The organism is Companilactobacillus bobalius (assembly GCF_009764355.1).
Genome location: NZ_LNUA01000076.1, coordinates 214,254 through 233,656 on the forward strand (window position 1 = coordinate 214,254; position 19,403 = coordinate 233,656).

18 protein-coding genes are annotated in these 19,403 nt (G+C 34.3%); 7 read left to right on the plus strand and 11 right to left on the minus strand.

The window, feature by feature from the left end:
- Positions 1–46 precede the first annotated feature (46 nt).
- The 3 genes from ATN92_RS16340 to ATN92_RS16350 all read right to left on the minus strand — a co-directional run bounded on the left by ATN92_RS16340 (position 47) and on the right by ATN92_RS16350 (position 2,556).
- Entirely contained in the window at positions 47–874 is an 828-nt protein-coding gene (locus ATN92_RS16340) for a MurR/RpiR family transcriptional regulator (protein WP_056950841.1), read from the minus strand.
- 188 nt (positions 875–1,062) lie between these two features.
- Positions 1,063–1,782, minus strand: coding sequence for a C40 family peptidase (locus ATN92_RS16345; RefSeq protein WP_056950840.1), 720 nt, complete (start codon positions 1,780–1,782; stop codon positions 1,063–1,065).
- A gap of 216 nt (positions 1,783–1,998) precedes the next feature.
- Complete coding sequence (locus ATN92_RS16350; RefSeq protein ID WP_056950838.1) at positions 1,999–2,556, minus strand: guanylate kinase; 558 nt, start codon at positions 2,554–2,556, stop codon at positions 1,999–2,001.
- 84 nt (positions 2,557–2,640) lie between these two features.
- On the opposite strand from ATN92_RS16350, the gene ATN92_RS16355 reads away from it, so the two are divergent.
- A complete protein-coding gene (locus ATN92_RS16355) occupies positions 2,641–2,850 on the plus strand; it encodes a hypothetical protein (protein WP_025085017.1) in 210 nt (69 codons plus the stop codon).
- Positions 2,851–2,967: 117 nt separating this feature from the next.
- Here ATN92_RS16355 and ATN92_RS16360 read toward each other — a convergent pair whose 3' ends face one another.
- Positions 2,968–3,594, minus strand: a complete 627-nt coding sequence (locus ATN92_RS16360) for an LVIS_2131 family protein (protein WP_056950836.1) — start codon at positions 3,592–3,594, stop codon at positions 2,968–2,970.
- Between the two features lie 270 nt (positions 3,595–3,864).
- On the opposite strand from ATN92_RS16360, the gene nrdH reads away from it, so the two are divergent.
- From nrdH to nrdF, 4 genes are read left to right on the plus strand one after another with little or no spacing between them, the layout of a single operon-like run.
- Positions 3,865–4,095: a glutaredoxin-like protein NrdH gene (nrdH, locus tag ATN92_RS16365; protein ID WP_025085015.1), complete on the plus strand. Its 231-nt coding sequence runs from the start codon at positions 3,865–3,867 to the stop codon at positions 4,093–4,095.
- Positions 4,096–4,097: 2 nt separating this feature from the next.
- Positions 4,098–4,472: a class Ib ribonucleoside-diphosphate reductase assembly flavoprotein NrdI gene (gene nrdI, locus ATN92_RS16370; protein WP_056950835.1), complete on the plus strand. Its 375-nt coding sequence runs from the start codon at positions 4,098–4,100 to the stop codon at positions 4,470–4,472.
- Positions 4,453–6,630 (plus strand): class 1b ribonucleoside-diphosphate reductase subunit alpha, encoded by a 2,178-nt coding sequence (gene nrdE / locus ATN92_RS16375; protein ID WP_162255714.1) that lies wholly within the window; start codon positions 4,453–4,455, stop codon positions 6,628–6,630. Before nrdI ends, nrdE begins: the two co-directional genes overlap by 20 nt.
- A gap of 15 nt (positions 6,631–6,645) precedes the next feature.
- Entirely contained in the window at positions 6,646–7,671 is a 1,026-nt protein-coding gene (nrdF, locus tag ATN92_RS16380) for a class 1b ribonucleoside-diphosphate reductase subunit beta (protein ID WP_056950832.1), read from the plus strand.
- A 39-nt stretch (positions 7,672–7,710) separates the two neighbouring features.
- On the opposite strand, the gene ATN92_RS16385 is transcribed toward nrdF, so the two are convergent.
- The gene (locus tag ATN92_RS16385; RefSeq protein WP_056950831.1) at positions 7,711–8,163 is read right to left on the minus strand and encodes a MarR family winged helix-turn-helix transcriptional regulator; all 453 of its coding nucleotides are present in this window, start codon (positions 8,161–8,163) and stop codon (positions 7,711–7,713) included.
- 244 nt (positions 8,164–8,407) lie between these two features.
- Here ATN92_RS16385 and ATN92_RS16390 point away from each other — a divergent pair, with 244 nt between their 5' ends.
- Both ATN92_RS16390 and ATN92_RS16395 read left to right on the plus strand, forming a co-directional pair.
- The gene (locus ATN92_RS16390; protein ID WP_056950829.1) at positions 8,408–10,687 is read left to right on the plus strand and encodes an L-type lectin family protein; all 2,280 of its coding nucleotides are present in this window, start codon (positions 8,408–8,410) and stop codon (positions 10,685–10,687) included.
- 153 nt (positions 10,688–10,840) lie between these two features.
- The gene (locus tag ATN92_RS16395) at positions 10,841–13,156 is read left to right on the plus strand and encodes an L-type lectin family protein (protein WP_056950827.1); all 2,316 of its coding nucleotides are present in this window, start codon (positions 10,841–10,843) and stop codon (positions 13,154–13,156) included.
- 39 nt (positions 13,157–13,195) lie between these two features.
- On the opposite strand, the gene ATN92_RS16400 is transcribed toward ATN92_RS16395, so the two are convergent.
- From ATN92_RS16400 to ATN92_RS16425, 6 genes are all read right to left on the minus strand, one after another.
- Positions 13,196–13,561 (minus strand): DUF1634 domain-containing protein, encoded by a 366-nt coding sequence (locus tag ATN92_RS16400; RefSeq protein WP_056950825.1) that lies wholly within the window; start codon positions 13,559–13,561, stop codon positions 13,196–13,198.
- Positions 13,561–14,403, minus strand: coding sequence for a sulfite exporter TauE/SafE family protein (locus ATN92_RS16405; protein WP_034544395.1), 843 nt, complete (start codon positions 14,401–14,403; stop codon positions 13,561–13,563). Before ATN92_RS16405 ends, ATN92_RS16400 begins: the two co-directional genes overlap by 1 nt.
- On the minus strand, positions 14,403–14,879 hold the full coding sequence (locus ATN92_RS16410) for a hypothetical protein (protein WP_056950823.1): 477 nt from the start codon (positions 14,877–14,879) through the stop codon (positions 14,403–14,405). The genes ATN92_RS16405 and ATN92_RS16410 overlap by 1 nt, the downstream gene beginning before the upstream one ends.
- A 9-nt stretch (positions 14,880–14,888) precedes the next feature.
- Entirely contained in the window at positions 14,889–15,785 is an 897-nt protein-coding gene (locus ATN92_RS16415) for an alpha/beta hydrolase (RefSeq protein WP_056950819.1), read from the minus strand.
- Between the two features lie 13 nt (positions 15,786–15,798).
- Positions 15,799–16,989, minus strand: a complete 1,191-nt coding sequence (locus ATN92_RS16420; protein ID WP_056950814.1) for an MFS transporter — start codon at positions 16,987–16,989, stop codon at positions 15,799–15,801.
- A gap of 249 nt (positions 16,990–17,238) precedes the next feature.
- Positions 17,239–18,852, minus strand: coding sequence for a helix-turn-helix domain-containing protein (locus ATN92_RS16425; RefSeq protein WP_056950811.1), 1,614 nt, complete (start codon positions 18,850–18,852; stop codon positions 17,239–17,241).
- Positions 18,853–19,403 lie beyond the last annotated feature (551 nt).

Below are 19,403 nucleotides of genomic sequence, written 5' to 3' on the forward strand. Positions count from 1 at the left end.
TTAATTTTCATAATAAAATAAAAAAAATACCCTGTCAAGCAAGATATTAAATTTTACGATCTGATATTAATTCCTCATGTCGAGCAATTTTATCTAATGTTCCCTTATCCTGACCAATCAATAATAAAAAAATAGCCTCGATCATAGTTGACGCTGCTATTCTTGAGAAATAATACTCAGACTGAAATATTTGTTCACGTACATATGTTTTTAGATGTAAATCTGCTCTTTGGGCAATAGGAGAATCGGAACGGTTAGTTATGGCAAGAACTTTGATACCCCGTTTTTGAGCCACGTCTATCTGCTTTATTAATGACTTAGATTCACCTGAATTTGATATAACCAGCAAAATATCTTCGAGCGACATATTTAGTGTTTGCGCAATTGAAGTTTCAAAGGCTGCATCACTCATTGCCAGCAATCCAATTTGATTAAATTTGTAAACTGTATCTATCGCTACTGGATAAGTGTTTCCTTCGGCTACTACCTGAATTAAACGAGCATTTTTAATTATTGATAAGGCAGCAGCCATTTTATCAGTTGACAAGTTCTTCAAAGTATTACTGATTTCCGAATCCTTCTTTTCAGCAATATTTTTAAGTGATGCCTGAATATCGTCATCAACAGTAAATGATACGTTACTATCATCAGAAACCTGGGCCAAACGAGTTTTTAATTGATGAAATCCGTCAATACCTAAGTTTTTACAGAATCTTGAAACAGAGGCTTCGCTTACCTCAGCCTCAATAGCTAACTGAGAAATTGTATAGTCAACCACATCTTGGGGCTTCTTTAAAATAACTTGTGCAATTTTTTTATCTGTGACTGACATATGTGGCAGCTTATTATATATGACATCAATTATATTCTTCATAATTATTAATACCTCTAATTGTATTTTATCAAATTTAAAACAAAAAGATTCTGTCAATACACAGACCATCATGATGCTTATAAATATTATAGGACCTGAAATCTTTTTTGAATTACGATGGTATAAAAAAAAACCATCCCTACGGATGATTTCCTCATGAACGATTTTAATCTTGAATATGCTATGTATTATAGAACCTTAACAGCGAATGAAGGCATGAAGTAACTTGAGATTGATGAGATCTTTACAGATTCACCAGGTTGAGGTGCGGCGATGTATTGGTTGTTACCTAAGTAGATAGCTACGTGATAACTTGAACCTTTGCCACCCCAGAATAGAAGGTCTCCGGCTGATGCTTGAGAAACAGCTTCTTGTGTACCGGCACTTTCTTGAGCTACTGTGTATGAACCAATGTTCTTACCTGTTGCTTGGTTGTAAACATATGATGTGAAACCTGAGCAGTCAAAACCACTTGGTGTCTTACCACCCCATACGTAAGGTGTTCCTAAATACTTCTTAGCTGTACTAATAACGTTAGCAGCAGTTGCTTGTGTAGTAGTAGCAGTTGTTGCAGCAGCTTCTGTAGTTGCTTGACTAGCAGTTGTTACATCAGCACCACTTAACCATTCGTTGTTACCTACAAGATACCATGTTGTACCATTGTCATCTACAACAGCCTTAGCTACACGCCAGCTTGTGTTTGATCCAAGAATACGGTTAGAAATCTTTGAATCTGAAGATGGTGTGCTGAATAGTGCTGAATTGTTCTTTGTACGTACAACTGAAGGAGCATTTTGGACAGTTGTTGCAGCCTTAGCTGAAGAAGCGTTTGATAGACCTAAACCTGTAACTGCCATTGCTGCAGCAGCTGTAAATGAAATTAGACTTTTTTTAACGTTATTATTCAAAATTGAAATCCCCCATGAATTGGTATATTTTTTTAATTGTTTAAATTTTTATTATTTATTAATTTCTTATCACTCAACGACCACTATATTACTCTCCGAATATTGCAGAACTGTTACAACAATTGTATAAGAATGTTACACTTTGAAAAATTCCATAAAAATAGGGCGATAAACATTGATATATCAATATTTATTGCCCCATTGTGAAAAAACAAATTAATTTACTTTTTCACTTTTTATTATCTGATCGACCCTTTTTTTAGTGATTTCGATGTCATTATTAATAATTTTATAGGATTTTCCCTCTAATTCTTTAGGAATTCTTAAATCTCTGAGGAATTCATCACTATTTATACGTGAAATCAGACGCTTGTGATCATCTCCACGTAGTTTTAACCGTTGAGCAACGGTGTCATAATCCACTTCTAAAAATATCACAATGGCATTCTCACCATATCTTTCCTTATAAGAAATAGCTCCCTGTGTATCCACAACAATACTAGCAGTATTGTACTTTTTCCAAGTTTTATTGAGACTTTCTTCCGATGATCCATACCAATGACCACTGTATTCGACTTTTTCCAAATAATGATTTTTAAAGAATGAATCTTCTGTTTCAAAATAATAATCTATGCCGTTTTTTTCACCATCACGTGGTAATCTAGTAGTGTGAGTGATGACACTTGGTATACGATAAGTATTTTTCAAATATTTGCTAATGGTAGTCTTGCCGGTACCACTTGCACCGGTAATTACAATAATTTTTTTATCCATTATAGAACCCCTATGTTTGAAATATTTCTTCTACTATATTAATATACTAGTCTGTTAAGTAATTAATCCGAGGAGATTTTACATATGAAAATAGAAGATTTAAAGGTTGGAACTGTTTACGACTGCTCCGTTGATGAAGATATGGATTACCCATTCCAAGGCAAAGTTGAAAAAATCTACGAACACTCTGCTTTAATGGAAATTGTAAAAAATGATCCTAAAGATAATGCTAATAAAACTGAACTAAACAACAAGATTGTTGTAAGCATCAAGAAAATCAAAAAAGCTAAGTAATTATAAATATATGTATTTCCAAGCATTAAGGAAAATAGGAGTAGGTAATCGTACTTGATTACCTGCTCCTATTTGTTTTAAACGAAAAAAATCATATTATATTCCAAACTGTTTTCTTTATTTTTCAACATTAATAAATGAACTAGCCGGTACTCTCAAGACACGATACTCCATTGCAAAATGGTTAGCTTTTAATCCTAATCCATTTCTGAAGTTATTCTTGTACTTAGCTTGCATTGTTATGACATAAGCATCCTGATACTTAGAATCCAATTTCTTAATCTTTTTAACTGGCCAATTCAAACGTAATCCGGAAACAGTAAACGGTAATGTCGCATCCGAAATAGTAGCGTTTTGACTTGAGACCGTATATTTAGAGTTATTCAACCAATATTGATAAACATCCGTTGATGAACTAGATTCCTGCTTATTAATTTTAACGTAATAACCTTGTCCATCGTTCGTTGTTTGGACGATCATCGGATTATATTTATAACTAACCGCAATATTATCCTTATCGTTCAAATCAACCTTGGTAAATAAACTAGTGTATAACATCCCACTAACAGCTAATATGACGACAACAATTTCCAATAGATCTGTTAAAATTGTTACTCCAGTAATTTTCTTCTTTTGTTGAACAAGAATTTTTAAATGTCGATTTCTAATATTAAATACAACAAAGATTAATAGTGCAATTACAATAATCCATGCAATAATTCCCACAAAATTCCAAGAACTCATAGTTTTCTCCCAACTAAATTAATTGTCTTAAACACTCCATAACTTTATAATAGTCATTACGCTAATTTTACCACGAATCGAAAAAATATTTGAAATTGAGATACAAAACGGTCGAAATTGTGTGGGCACATACGTTTGTCGAATTTTTATAATGACAGTATAACCACGCTATATCGTGTATTAGCCGTTATATCGAACACTATATATTGTGTTTAAGATTTTAAATGATTATACTAATTGGGAATAGCAAGTTGAAAGGAGTTAATCACTATGAATAACGTAATCGTATATAGCAAGAACAACTGTATGCAATGCAAAATGACTAAGAGATACTTGAAGGAGCACAACGTTTCCTTCGAAGAAAGAAACATCAATCAAGACCCAGAATACCTAGATCTTTTAAAACAACAAGGTTTTAAGAGTGTTCCTGTTGTTATGAATTCTGTCAGCGATCCTATCGTCGGTTTCCGCCCAGACAGTCTTAAAGACCTCGTAGGTTAACCATGAAAAAAATAGCTTATTATTCTATCACCGGACAGACTAGACGGTTCGTTAATAAACTAGGAATAGATGGATATGAAATAACCGACGCCGACCCCTTTTACCAAATGGGTCGGCCATTTATTCTTATCGTACCTGCTTACGATGACGACATGATGGATCCTGTAATTGACTTTTTACAATATAAAGATAATGCTCAAAACTGTATTGGTGTTGCCGGCGGCGGTAATCGTAATTTCAATACTTTATATAATCACACCGCAAAAGACATCGCTCATGGATTAGACGTTCCTGTTGTCTTTGAATTTGAATTCAATGGTACACAAAAAGACGTCGAAAACTTTAAGAAAGTAGTGAATGAAATTGGGATTAAATAACCTAGATGCAACCAAACTTCATTATTTCAAATTGAATAATGAAATCAACATCCCCGTAGATGATAAGATTCCACTTAACAAAGATAAGGAAGCCGTTAAAGCTTTCTTTACTGAAAATGTTGAGCCAAATACTAAGAAGTTTGCTTCCTTCAAAGACCATATTGACTACCTAATCGATAATAATTTTATCGAAAAAGAAGTTATCGATGAGTACCCACATGAATTTGTGACCAATCTTTATAATTATTTATTAGATCAACATTTCCAATTCCAATCTTTTATGGCTGCATATAAGTTTTATAACCAATATGCCTTAAAGACTAATGATGGTGATCTTTATCTTGAAAATTACGAAATGCGAATTCTTTTCAATGCCCTTTTGTATGCCCGTGGAGACCAAACTCTAGCTAAAAGTCTAGCTACCGAGATGATTGCCCAACGTTACCAACCGGCAACACCTTCATTCTTAAATGCTGGTCGTAAGCGCCGTGGAGAATACGTTTCTTGTTTCTTATTACAAGTAACTGATGACATGAATAGCATTGGTAGAACAATCAACAGTGCCCTTCAGCTATCACGAATCGGTGGTGGTGTCGGTATAACGTTATCTAATCTACGTGAATCAGGTTCACCAATTAAAGGCGTTGATAACTCTTCTTCTGGTGTCCTACCAGTTATGAAGTTATTGGAAGATAGTTTCAGTTACAGTAACCAATTAGGTCAAAGACAAGGTGCTGGTGCCGTTTATTTGAACGTCTTCCATCCTGATATCATTGACTTCCTATCTGCTAAAAAAGAAAACGCCGACGAAAAAGTCCGTGTTAAGACTCTTTCACTAGGTGTCATCGTACCTGATAAGTATTACGAATTAGTTCGTAATAATGAAGATATGTACCTCTTCAGCCCTTACTCGGTTGAAAAAGTTTACGGCGTTCCCTTCTCATACGTTGATATTACTAAAGAATATGACAATATGGTCAAAGATGACCGTATCAAAAAATATAAGATTGAAGCCCGTGAACTAGAAGACGAAATCAGTAAACTACAACAAGAATCAGGTTATCCTTACGTCTTGAATATTGATACCGTTAACCGTGACAACCCTATCGACGGTAAGATCATCATGAGTAATCTCTGTACTGAAATTCAACAAGTCCAGATACCTTCTGAACTAAATGATGCTCAAGATTACGTTAAATTGGGAACTGACGTTAGTTGTAACCTTGGTTCTACTAATATTTTGAACATGATGCAAAGTCCTGACTTCGGACAATCAATTCGTTCAATGACCAGAGCCCTAACTTTTGTCAGCGACGCTTCTAACATTACTGCTGTGCCACCAGTAGCAAATGGTAACAAGATGAACCATTCTATCGGTTTGGGTGCAATGGGACTTCATACCTTCCTAGCTAGCCAACACCTCGAATATGGCTCTCCTGAAGCAATTGAGTTCATCAATGTCTATTTCATGCTAATTAATTACTGGACATTAGTTGAGAGTAACAATATTGCTAAAGAACGCCATGAAACCTTTGCTAATTTTGAAAAATCAAAATATGCGGACGGATCTTATTTCGACAAGTATCTAGACAAGAGCTTTGCCCCTAAACTTGACGCTGTCAAAGAGCTTTTCAATGATATCTTCATTCCTCAACCAGAAGATTGGTCAAAACTAAAAGATAACGTTATGCGTGATGGAATTTATAACGCCTATCGTATGGCTGTTGCTCCAACTGGTTCTATCTCTTACATCAACAACACAAGTGCTAGTTTGCAACCTATTACTAGACTAGTTGAAGAAAGACAAGAGAAGAAAAACGGTAAGTTATACTTCCCAGCACCACTTTTGAGTAACGATACTATCAAATACTACAAGTCAGCATATGACACTGACATGCGTAAAGTTATTGATACTTATGCTTCGGCCCAAGAACATATTGATCAAGGAATGAGTTTGACACTCTTCATGCGTTCAGAAATTCCTGCTGGTCTTTATGATTGGAAAGACGCAGACGATACTAAGCAAACAACACGTGATTTAAGTATTTTACGTAATTATGCTTACTACAAAGGTATCAAGTCACTTTACTACGTCAGAACTTTTACCGAAAATAATGATGAAATCGGCAGTAACGAGTGCGAAAGCTGCTCTATCTAGGAGGAAATTTTTATAATGGTTGATACATATTACAAATCAATGAATTGGAATAAACTAGAAGACCAAATTGATAAGGAAACTTGGGAAAAGTTAACTTCACAATTTTGGTTGGATACACGTATTCCACTTTCCAACGATTTAGATGACTGGCGTACTCTCAGCCCTGCTGAACAAACCGTTGTTGGACACGTTTTTGGTGGTCTGACACTATTGGATACTCTTCAATCACAAGATGGAATCCAAGCAATGCTAAAGGATACCCGTACTCAAGCTGAAACGGCCGTCTTCAACAACATTGAATTCATGGAATCAGTTCATGCCAAGAGTTACTCATCTATCTTCAGTACTTTAAATAGTGCTGAAGAAATCGAAGAGATTTTTGATTGGACGGATCACAATGAATACCTTCAAAAGAAGGCTAAGTTCATTAATGACATCTATCAAAACGGTGAACCACTACAAAAGAAAGTCGCTAGTGTTTTCCTAGAAAGCTTCCTTTTCTATTCTGGATTCTACACACCACTTTATTATCTAGGTAATAACAAACTAGCTAATGTCGCTGAAATCATTAAGTTGATCATTCGTGATGAATCAGTTCACGGAACTTATATTGGTTATAAATTCCAATTAGGTTTCAACGAATTGAGTGAAGACAAACAATCCGAATTAAAAGATTGGATGTATGATCTACTCTATACTCTCTACGATAATGAAGAGAAATATACTAAGGAATTGTACAAAGAAGTTGGTTGGGTTGATGAAGTTCTTGTTTTCCTTCGTTATAACGCTAACAAAGCTTTGATGAACTTGGGACAAGAGCCATTATTCCCTGATGGCAATGCTGAAGATGTTAACCCTATCGTTATGAACGGTATTTCTACCGGAACAAGTAACCACGACTTCTTCTCACAAGTTGGTAATGGTTATCTTATGGGTAAAGTTGAAGCCATGAAAGATTCCGATTACGATATCGGACGTACTGGCGACAATAAAACACCAGATGAAAATTCATTATTCGATAAAGTTAAAAAGTTAAAGTAATGAGCTATAAAATAAGGATTCACCTTAATTGGTGAATCCTTATTTTGTTATATTCATAAATAATTTTTTAGATAAATCTTCTAAAGTATTCCATTCATCAGCGGTAAAATTACTCTTTGCCACCAATATCTCTGGTAATTCATTGATATCCTTACGCTTAGAAATTCCTAAGTCAGTCAATTCTACATTAACAACTCTTTCATCATCTTTGCTACGTTGACGAGTTACTAAACCCTCCTTTTCCATACGCTTTAACAGTGGTGTTAAAGTCCCTGAATCAAGTGAGAGTAATTCTCCTAGTCCTTTAACCGTAACGTGATCATATTCATAGAGTGCGACTAGTACCAAATATTGTGGATACGTTAATTTATTTTTGCTAAGTCCATCGTGATATAACTTTTGAATCGCACGTGAAGTTGCATAGAGAGAGAAACATAAGTGGTCGTCCAAGGGGATTGGCTTGGTAGCATCAATAGCGATCTTTTCTGCCATATAAATCATCCCTCCTTATTTCATTTTATGCCTACATTTTATTCTTAATCTAAGAAATTGTAAACCATTCTATTTCACACAACCTAATTTTAAAAATCCCAAATATAACATAAATTTTTATAATCAAATATTTATATATTTTAAACTCAAATAACAATAAAAATACTTAAATTATTTGGATAAGTACATATTGACTTGGTACAATCTGTATGACATAAGGATTTTTTAATTGAGAGGGATTTATATGAATAATTTTTATCGAAAGAAACTTTTAATCTTCGGTATCTTTTTATGTACTTTAATTTTGTCCTTAAATATTTTTTCTATTTCTGTCTCCGCAGATGGAGATTCTGACTACGATCACGCCCTTGCTACCACGCCAAAGGGATTGAACTGGGATAATAATAATTTTGTAATTGCTAAATTCCCACCAAAGCCAGCTAATGCTCCCGCCACCAGTCCAACAGGAAAAAAATATAGCTATGACAACAATGCTTCTATCGTTCAATCAACAAATCCAGCAACTAAAGGTACTAGTGTTATCAGTTTGACTAACGGTACCTATCAAGTTGGTGCTGTTTGGAGTAACTTTGAAAAAGATAATTACTTTGACTTAAGTCACGAACAAGTAGCCTCAATGTGGATCTATTTTGGTAATACCGGTGGTGAGGCTCCTGGTGACGGTATGGCTTTTGTTTTACAGAATGACAAAAGAAAAGAGAATGCTATCGCTCTTTCCGCAAATGGAATCCCAGTTAACGGACAATCATTGGGAGTCTGGGGTGCTGATTGGGACAAAACGAATTCAGATCCAGCAAACGTTGCAAAAACTGCTATTCAAAATAGTTGGGCTATGGAATTTGATACTTACAAAAATCAATTAACAGGTGCTAATGAGATTTCTGGTGAAGGTGTCTCCTTTGACGCTAATAACGCTGGAAGCTTTCCCCAACATATTGCCACCGGATTTCCGGCCCTATCAAAAACTTATATAAAGAATTCTAAATACTATAATGGCGCTCCCGTTTATTACTACACAATGCATCATGATAATTTTATTAGCATAGAAAATTTAGTTGATAGTAAGTGGCATCACGTTACTATCAAATGGTCTCCCGATGTCACTACAAATAACACATTACTTCCCAGTGGCGGAACAATGACTTATAAATACGATGATAAAAATCCCGATGGTAGTATTCCCAATCCTACTGATATAAAAGAAACTAGTTTTCACCTGGATACTGCTAACTTTGGTCTTCAATCCGACAGTAAACTTTATTGGGGATTCACCGGTTCCACTGGTAAATATTATGAAAATAATCTAATGATTTTTGAATCTATTCCTTCCTTTGTTGATGCAGAAGCAACCTCTAGAATTCGTGATAATACTCAGAACCGCGATATCATAAACAATGATAGCCAAGTTTTTCCTAATGATGATATTAGTTACTTCTACAATCTGGATTATAAGGGGTGGACTAAAACTTGGAATGATATTCATGCCAAAATGAACGTACCTAAAAATGTTCATTTCACAAGCGGAACAGTCACTTATCCTACAACCGGTAATACCTATCAAATACCTAGCGATAAATTTCTTAATGATCCCACTTCTATTGAAGACATTCTCCCAGAACAACTCAGTCAAGATAGTCGTACGGCAATAATTGAGCTCAAAGGACATACAGAAACGATTGCCACTGAAAAATTAAATGTTCCTATCGCTCATGCTTCATTTGAAGGTGATAATTTAATTACCGATACTGATACAATTCCCTTTTTCATTCAGGCACGTAAATTAACTTTAAAAAGTGATTTCCCGGATATTAAAAAAATTGGTCAACATGAAGATGTCGATATCCCTGCCGAATTGGAATATCACGATGGAACTCCTTTAGTCAATTCCAATATGATCGTTTATCCATCAGTAAATAATAAGAATTTACCTAGTTTTAGACTAAGTGATGCTAACCCTGCCAGTGGTTTTACACTCCACTTAAGTAATGATCAATTACCCTCTAAGATAAATATTGTAAAATTTTACGTTATGGACAATTTAGGTAATAAAACCAATGTCATCACTAAGCAAATCAATGTAGGCGGCACTGTCCAATTTGGAACGGTTTCACCACAACTGAGTTTTAAAACTGTAAATCTTACCTCTCCCAATGAAATCATCCCCAGAATGAATAATTGGCAAGTCGAAGTAATTGATAACCGTGAAAAAGGTAGCTCCTGGACAGTTCAGGCCAGCGCTAGCAAACTAACCAATCCAATCACCCATCAAAATTTCGATGGGGCCTTAATTTATAGAGATCATACTGGCAAGATATCATACTTGAATAACAATTTAACAATCGCTGAAAACTCCAAGGATAATGATGAAACTCAATCGAAAGATATAACTGAAAATTGGAATTCACAAGATGGAATTCTTTTGATTTCCAATTCTCAAAACAAAGCTGGTAATTATTCCGGAGAAATAAACTGGTCATTAGTTGATTCACTAGTCAATAAATGACTTTTACAAGATAAATGATATTTCTTAAATATCATTTATTTGTTTTTTATATATAAAAATACAATAAACTTTAGTCATATATATCACGTTAAATATTCATTTATTTGTTAAAATTTTCTTGTAAAATGATTTTGTCAGATGAAAGGGATATTCATGACTAAACATAATGGTTTGAAACAACTATTATTAATCTTTACTGGAGCAATATTTTTATTCATAATTTATTCATTTACCCATGTTCAAATAGTTAGAGCTGATGACAATAAAGATTATGAAAATGCTTTGGCATCAGCACCCAAAGGTTTAAATTGGGATAATAATGCCTTTGTTATTGCTAATTTCCAAGCGGCAGCTGAAAAACGATTACGCAGACCCGTTATTGTGCCTTCAAATAATATATTCAATTCAAGTATGACCAATAATGCACAAATAACCCAATCGACTAATCCTGATCCCAATACGAAAGGAACCAGCGTCATAAAGATGACTAATGGTACATATCAAACAGGGGCTGTTTGGAGCAGTAGAAAAAATGACAACTATTTTGATATTCGACATCCCCAAAAAGCATCAATGTGGCTCTACTTCGGACCCTCAACTGGCGACACAGGATTCGTTGGTGACGGCATGGCATTTGTTCTCCAAAATGACAATAACGCAGAAAATTCAATTGCACTTTCTGCAGATGGAATTCCTGTTAATGGACAAGCTTTAGGTGTTTGGGGAGCTGATTGGGACCATGGGGATAATAGTTCTCCTGAAAAAACTGCCCAGACTGCTATTCAAAATAGTTGGGCCCTGGAATTCGATACTTTTGTTAATCGATACAAACCAAGTACTAGTGAAGGTGTTTCTTTTGATTTTAATATTGGGGGTATCGGTAATGCAGAGAACAATTATCGTCACATTGCCGGTAATTATCCAGCACTAGCAAGTACTTATGATAACGATAAAAGTAATTTTCCTAGATATACCACAATGAATCACGGAAATAATTACAAAATTCATCCCCATTTAGTAGATGATCAGTGGCACCACGTTACAATTACTTGGACACCTAAAAGTGATACCGATCATTCACAAGGAACTATAACTTATGCTTACAATGATAAAGATACCCAATCAGGAATTCCCATTACTGACCCTAAACAGGTAGTCCAAACATCTTTTAATATTGATACAAAGAACTTTGGACTAACCGGAGATAATACTAAACTCTACTGGGGATTTACTGGTTCTACTGGTAAATACTCTGAGAATAACTTATTAGTTTTTGAATCCATTCCTTCATTCGTCGACGCTGAAGCCGTTCCGGCTATTTATGATGATTCTCAAGGTGGAACTGAAATTACTGAAAGTAACAACACCGTCGACCCCAATAGTGATATTAGATATACTTACACATTAAACTATAAAGGTTGGACTAAAAATTGGGATAAAATTAATACCAAAGTAGACATACCTGACCATGTTAAATTCACTAGTGGAACAATAACTTATCCAAATTCAGCAGACAACAAGCCACATCAAATAGATCCAAGTATTTTTAACGATTCCAATGCCACTAAACTTAAGTTTCTCTTACCAGATAAACTTACACCTAAAAGTAGAACTGCCATTATTGAATTACATGGTAAAACTGAAAAAAATGCTACAGAAAGTTTAACGGTCCCCTCATCTCATGCCTCTTTTGAAGGTGATAATCTTATTACTGATGCCAATACTATCCCATTCAAAATCAGATACAGAAAGCTAAGTTTGGATAGTGATTCACCTAATATTATTAAGGTAAAGCCAAATGAAGATGTTTTTATTCCAGCCCAAGTAACTTACGCCGGTAGTAATAACAATCCTTACTATCAAAATCTAACTGTTTATCAAAAATTAAATAATGGTCCTGTTGAAACACAAGATCTTAGCTTTGATTCAGATGGTAATTTTGAACTTCCTATATATAGCTATTCATTAGACAAAATTAATACTGTTTCCTTTTACGTTAAGGATCAAGATGGAAATACTAGTAATACTATTACACGCCAAATCACAGTCGGTGGAAATTTAGCATTTGACTATGTACAAAATATAGTCTCATTCAAACCTATCAATGGTTCCTTCACTGACGGAATCCTACCACGACTTGGAAAATGGCAAATCAATGTCGTTGACAGTCGTGAAAAAGGAAGTCAGTGGTCTGTTCAGGCCAAGGCCAGTGATTTAGTTTCAGAAGATAAAAATAAATTATTAGGCAACTTATTTTATAGAGATACCGATGGGAAAGATTATGATATTGATAAAGATTTTCCCGTCGCCACATACGTAAAAGATACTGACGATACTCAAATCAAAAATATTGCTGATACGTGGACTGACAATAGTGGAATACTATTAGCCGTGAAAAAAGGTAACAAAGCTGGAATCTACACAAGTAAGATATCGTGGTCACTAATTGATTCCACTCCAAATAAATAGAGTGTGAGGAAAAATCCTCACACTCTATTTTTTATCTTTTTAACTACGATATCCCATAAACATGGCAAATATTAAGATTACCAAAACGATCGTAGTAATAATTACATACAGATTATCATGCTCTTTATAAAAAGCATAAATTGAAACAACTACTCGTAATACCGGTGTCAAAATAAGTAGAAAAACACCTAGCATAATAACAGCATATGATTTTCCAGACGCTACTCCAGCAAAGATTGCCATGAATCGGCGTGGAAATTCACCTGAGGCATAGCCGCTACCACTCATAAAGTATAAGGCCATACCTATTAAAATAACGATTGCTGAAGTGATAACACCGATACGTAAAATTTTACCAATTACTAATTCGACCTGTCGTGTTTCTTCATGTGTATTATTATTCATTAGATGTTCACCCCAAATCCTTTAAGAGCCATTTGTACTCCCATGTAAAGAATAATAGGAATAAAAATCATTCTGATAATTCTTGGCTTCAAGACTTGCATCAAACGTGCACCAATTGTTGCCCCAACTAAAACACCAATTGCTAATGGAGCAGCAATATCAGGACGAATTGAACCATTAAAGAAGTATACCGTTGCACTGGCTGCAGCAGTAACACCCATCATCAAATTACTTGTAGCACTTGATGGTTTTAAAGGCATCTTCATAATTGTATCCATAGCGATAACCTTGAAAGCACCACTACCAATACCTAATAAACCACTGGCTAATCCAGCAGCCCACATCATGATGAATCCACCTGGAACATTCTTCATTGAATAATCAATCTGTTTTTGTTCCGCTTTATCATAATAAGTACTCGATAATTTAAATTTATCAACGATTGGATCATGTCCGGTATAAACACTCTCACCTTTTTTATCCATTAACTTACGAATCATATTGTAAGTTGAATAAAGTAAGAAGAATCCGAATAAGACATATAAGAAATTACTTGAAAATACACCTACCAACAAAGCACCCATGATGGCACCCACAGTTGTTGCAATTTCCAAGAACATGGCCACACGCAAATTTAACATGTCGTCTTTTAAGTACGCAATTGTAGAGCCAGAACTCGTTGCAATAACTGAGATGATACTAGCACCAATCGCATACTTAATATCTAATCCCATCATAATAGTTAGAACTGGCGTAATAATCATTCCGCCACCAATCCCCAAAATTGCACCAAGAACTCCAGCTCCTACTCCCATTACTAAAAGTAGTAGCATTGAATTCATTATTTTTCCTCTTTCTCGTCTTCATCTTTTTTAGAGAAATTCTCTAGAGAAGTTTCATAGTTCCCTTTCATTATATCCATTGTGTGCTTTATTTCATCATTTTTTAAGCTATTTTCAGAAATTAAGTCAATATGGAACTTAGAGGCGTTCAAATAATCGCAACTAGTTGAGAGATAAATCTTTGTCTCAACTTCAGCATCATCGTCAAAGAAATGTGTTACTTTCTTAGCATCTGCGAATGGTAGATTGATAATTCCACTTTCTAAATAAAAATCGATTGGAAATTCAGCATCTGCAACATGAATAATTACTTGTGAAAGCTCATTATCAGCCAAATCTTTTTCCAATTGTTCCTTAGCCTTATTTAATGACCAAAGATCTTCTTGGAGTAAGTCATCCTTACTTATATCTAACTTAGTCTGTTTGAATTTTTCGTCTTGAATATTTTCAATAAAATCGGTAACTTTAATTTTCATTATTTTCTCCTAGAGGTACAATTTCAAAAAGTTTTCCACAGCACCTTGATATTTTTTAGAATCCACATAGTAGCTCCGTATATGAACCCCTTGACTTTCATAAGACATTCTCGGGAATTTTCCACATGTTAATAACTTTTCACGCATTTCAAACGGTACGGTAAAATCATTTTTACCATGCATAAATAAAATCGGTAAAGTATTCTTAGACAATGCCTTTGTACAATCCGCTTGCGCATATGAAAAACCAGCTCGTATTTTTGAGACTAGTGAGATTCCCTTAATCAAATATCTGCCTTTAATATGATACCTTTTTTGACAGTGATAACTCAAGATGTTCGAAGCACTCGTATATCCAGAATCTTCAATCACCAGTTTAACATTCTTTGGCAATTGATACTGTGTTGTCAACATGACGGTCGCTGCACCCATAGAGGCACCAAATAAAATAATTTTATTCTCAGGATATTTAGCGATGACTTCCTTGATCCATTCTAATAGATCCAAACTCTCAATATAACCAAAGCCCAAATACTTACCTTCACTTCTACCGGCAGCTTGATTATCAATTTGTAATGTATTAAAACCTAATTTATCAAATAACTGTGCATGAACGTCTAACGATTTATGATCGACTCCGAATCCGTGAACCAAAATAACGGTTGTGGAACTCTGATTATCAGTAAACCAACCGTATAACTTACTATGATTAAATTTCGAATTTATTTGCCATTCTTGTTTTGGCTTTTTTAAATATACTTCTGTTTGTTCAACTAATCCTTCGTCCATTTTAACTTTTGGTGCTTCTGCTCCCAAAGCCTTCGAGCCTCTTTTTTGAATAAATAAAAAAAAGGCGTTCAAAATTAGAACGACTAGTAATAACAATATCAAAAGAAAAATTATCATGATATTCCCTCACTTACGCTAATTCTTTAACGCCTATCATAGCCACAGCTACGATAATCATTGAAATAGTAATTCCGACAAATAATGTCGAGAATGATAATGCCGTAATGATTAAACTACCGGCATAAGGACCAACCGCACGACCTAAAGAACCAAAGATACTATAAAAGCTTTGGAAGGTTCCACGATTCTTATTCGTCGACATCTTACTCAATAAAGCAGGAATAGTTGGAAAGACCATTGATTCACCAACTGTCAAAACTAGCATACTAGTTATGAATGCTAAATAAGTCTTAGCTCCTGGCAATAATAAGAAAGATGAACCCATAATTACAGTTCCAATGAAAATTTGATACTTCAAAAGTTTGAATATTTTTGAAATGACACGATTCATAACTGGTTGAATAATTAACAATGAACCAGCATTAATAGTAAAGACCAGTCCATACTCACGAGTTGTGTAACCTTGATTAAGCATGTAAGCCGACAAGTTGCTGTCCCATTGCGAATAGCCTAACCAAACGATAAAGATTGAAGCACAGATAATGAAAAGATTTAACTTGAAACGTCCTAAACCAATTTCGATTCGTGGATCAACGTTATCATTATCATAACTAGCCAATTCATCAGAATCGTCATATTCTGAAACATGCTCCAATAAATTAGCTTTAAATAGTAAAATAATTGCACTTAAAACGAATAACAACATTGGTATAAAGAAAGTAAAGAAAATGCTCCACTTGAATATGAATCCAACTGCAGTTGAACCCACGGCAATACCAATATTTGATGCCAAATACATATTATTAAAGATTACTCGACTATTTCCCGACATTTGTTCCGCCACAAACGCCGTATAAGCATTAACTGCTGTATAAATTAGTCCCATTCCGAATCCTAAGATAAATAACATAATGGCATACGTTGGCCAAACATGATGAACTGACATACCCAACAAAGATACGATGGAAATTATATAACCAATGTACAAAGTACCACGTTTGGAAAAACGATCAAACATAATTCCACCCATGGCATTTCCAATCATCATAAAAGCTGAATAAACCATTAATGTAAATCCAGCCGTTACCAAGGATTCATGCAGATTTTTATGAATAAAAATTGTGTTAACTGGTAAAATAAATCCCATTACCAAATTAAACGCAATGTTTAAAAGTAGTAACCACATTCTTTGTGCTCGCATTTTTTCACCTCTTCTATAAATTTTCCTATAAAAAAAACCATGGTATAAATTAACCATGGTTTTTTTGGTAGTACTCAAAATGAGTAAATAGATTCCGGTTCACATCCAGTTTCTATAGATATCACTCACAAATCCGGTGAGTAGTGCTCGATACCCTACCTTCATAAGTGCCGTCCTAATTCGACGGCTCTCGACTCATCGCACAAGTCTCATCATAATATATTCTGAAATTTGTTGCAACTTTTTTCACTAAAGATTTGGATTTTCGCTAACTTTCTCTTCTGTCCAGATCTTGTAAATCAAGTTTAATAAGCCACCCATTTGTCCATCTACACCGTTATACATCCAACGATAGATACATACATCTTTACCCATTTGATCTTCTGGTGGGTTGGCACTATTAGCAGTAACAATAATATCAGCATCCGTAGGATCACTGACGATCTTTGCGTATGGTAATGATTGTAATGTTACTGACAAGTCTGAGTAAACCAAGAAGAATGATTCTAATTCGAGATAAACTTTGACCTGAATGTTCTTATTATATAGTGAGAAGAATCTATATGCGATTGCATAAATAGCTTCTGAAATTTGTTTAGCTTTTCCATTCAATGATTGATACTTATCACGAAGCATTAAATGTTGAACAGTTGAATAGATCTTACTTTCAAGTCCTTCATCATTCAACTTGCTAATAGCATCACCAAAGCCTGAATATAAGTTAAGAATTTCAATATAATTATGATCAAGTGCTAAGACACCAATAATACATGTAGTTAAATTATATTTATATCTCAAAAATTCACTGTGTGACATTGCCATATCAGAAATTGTTTGTTCAACGTCAATTGGAATTAATTCCAAGAAATCATCAATAAAGTTAGCAAACAATGGGTTATATCTAACTAATTGTTTCGAAACTGATTGAAGATAATCTTCTGATACTTCAAATGTAGCGGGAACACACATCAAAAGGATATAGAAGTCAGCTGATTGGAACATTTGCTCCTCATAACTAACATCTTCCTTAATAGCGCGTTTCAATTCACGGACTTTTTTACTACCAGTGTCACCCTCAAGCATTGAACCAGCACTTTCAAAAATGTTAGGGAAAGGATAATTGATAACATTCAAAGCATCCATATTCTTAACATGATTGCCAGCTAAGATACGATACAAGTGAGCCATAACAACATAAGCATAAAAAGTCTTAGTAATATGGTTAGTTGGTTTGAGACGATATTTGTCCAAAGCAATATCAACGACTTTAAAAGCTGTCTTTTGTGTGAAATCTTCAAATGGCCAAACGTATCCCCTAGTAGCATTCCAGTACAATGCCGCGATAGCCAAACGGATAGATTCCTCATCACCTACAAAGCGCATTGGTTCATAAGCTATTCTGACACCGAAACGCTTCAAATAACCTCTCATTGGCTTTAAGTGGCGTAAAACAGTTGCCTTACTACTATCAAGTGTTTGATAGAAATGTTTAAATGAACTTTCTTTTTCTTTTACGATTGCATCTAAAAATAGATAACCATCGGAATTAGTCGTTAAGTAAGCATGATAAGCGTCTCTGGTAACGTCAAACATCTCTTCAGTCGAATACTTACTCTTCTTCAAGATTCGTTTAAAGTCTTCTTGAATCCCCAAAAAAGTATTGTAGACACTACCATAACTCTTATTCATTTGATAAGCAGCTTTTCGTAAATTAATATCCTTTACCTTAATATCACGGTTACGATATGTTCCGATAAGATCTGCACTAGCTAATTGATTAGTTCTTATTAACTTTATTTTATTAAATAATTGTATTTTCTCGATTTCGGACTTTGATAAAAATAAGTCAGTAAAGCTATCCAAGAACTCCACCCCCATAGATATAAATTAATTCTATTATAATAGAATATACCCAAAGTTTTGTAACTTATATTTATATTATCGTAAATATTTTCTTAAATAAGTAACCTACAACATTTCAGAACTTAAATAAATAGACAAGATATTTATAGAAATATGAATATATTTTATTATCTATACCAATAAGTTATTTTACGCCTTATTTTAAATAAGTATAGTCCCTGAACGTTCCTTAATTCAGAAAAAAATAATTTTCATAAAAAGTAAAAAATCAGATTGAAAGAATCGATCTTTTTGAAAAATATTATCTTTATTTCATAAGAACAATAGGGTATTTGAAAAGGGACCTTTATTTGTAAAATAAAGGTCCCTTTAAAATAGACATATTAACTAATTTGAAATAAATACTTTAGAAAATTATATTTATAATTTCTGAAAAGAATCTTTTTAAGCATACAAAAAAAGGAACCAACCATTTGGTTGATTCCTTACCATTAGCGTGGCAGCTACCTATCCTCGCGGGTAGTTTCCCACCAACTACTTTCGGCGTGGAG

Bases quoted from the DNA above. Each gene is read 5' to 3' on its own strand.
- nrdI (WP_056950835.1), top strand. From the start codon at position 4,098: ATGAAAAAAATAGCTTATTATTCTATCACCGGACAGACTAGACGGTTC.
- ATN92_RS16415 (WP_056950819.1), bottom strand. From the start codon at position 15,785: ATGATAATTTTTCTTTTGATATTGTTATTACTAGTCGTTCTAATTTTG.
- ATN92_RS16340 (WP_056950841.1), bottom strand. From the start codon at position 874: ATGAAGAATATAATTGATGTCATATATAATAAGCTGCCACATATGTCA.
- ATN92_RS16405 (WP_034544395.1), bottom strand. From the start codon at position 14,403: ATGAATTCAATGCTACTACTTTTAGTAATGGGAGTAGGAGCTGGAGTT.
- ATN92_RS16350 (WP_056950838.1), bottom strand. From the start codon at position 2,556: ATGGATAAAAAAATTATTGTAATTACCGGTGCAAGTGGTACCGGCAAG.
- ATN92_RS16390 (WP_056950829.1), top strand. From the start codon at position 8,408: ATGAATAATTTTTATCGAAAGAAACTTTTAATCTTCGGTATCTTTTTA.
- ATN92_RS16395 (WP_056950827.1), top strand. From the start codon at position 10,841: ATGACTAAACATAATGGTTTGAAACAACTATTATTAATCTTTACTGGA.
- ATN92_RS16360 (WP_056950836.1), bottom strand. From the start codon at position 3,594: ATGAGTTCTTGGAATTTTGTGGGAATTATTGCATGGATTATTGTAATT.
- nrdE (WP_162255714.1), top strand. From the start codon at position 4,453: ATGAAATTGGGATTAAATAACCTAGATGCAACCAAACTTCATTATTTC.
- ATN92_RS16355 (WP_025085017.1), top strand. From the start codon at position 2,641: ATGAAAATAGAAGATTTAAAGGTTGGAACTGTTTACGACTGCTCCGTT.
- nrdF (WP_056950832.1), top strand. From the start codon at position 6,646: ATGGTTGATACATATTACAAATCAATGAATTGGAATAAACTAGAAGAC.
- ATN92_RS16420 (WP_056950814.1), bottom strand. From the start codon at position 16,989: ATGCGAGCACAAAGAATGTGGTTACTACTTTTAAACATTGCGTTTAAT.
- ATN92_RS16400 (WP_056950825.1), bottom strand. From the start codon at position 13,561: ATGAATAATAATACACATGAAGAAACACGACAGGTCGAATTAGTAATT.
- ATN92_RS16410 (WP_056950823.1), bottom strand. From the start codon at position 14,879: ATGAAAATTAAAGTTACCGATTTTATTGAAAATATTCAAGACGAAAAA.
- ATN92_RS16385 (WP_056950831.1), bottom strand. From the start codon at position 8,163: ATGGCAGAAAAGATCGCTATTGATGCTACCAAGCCAATCCCCTTGGAC.
- nrdH (WP_025085015.1), top strand. From the start codon at position 3,865: ATGAATAACGTAATCGTATATAGCAAGAACAACTGTATGCAATGCAAA.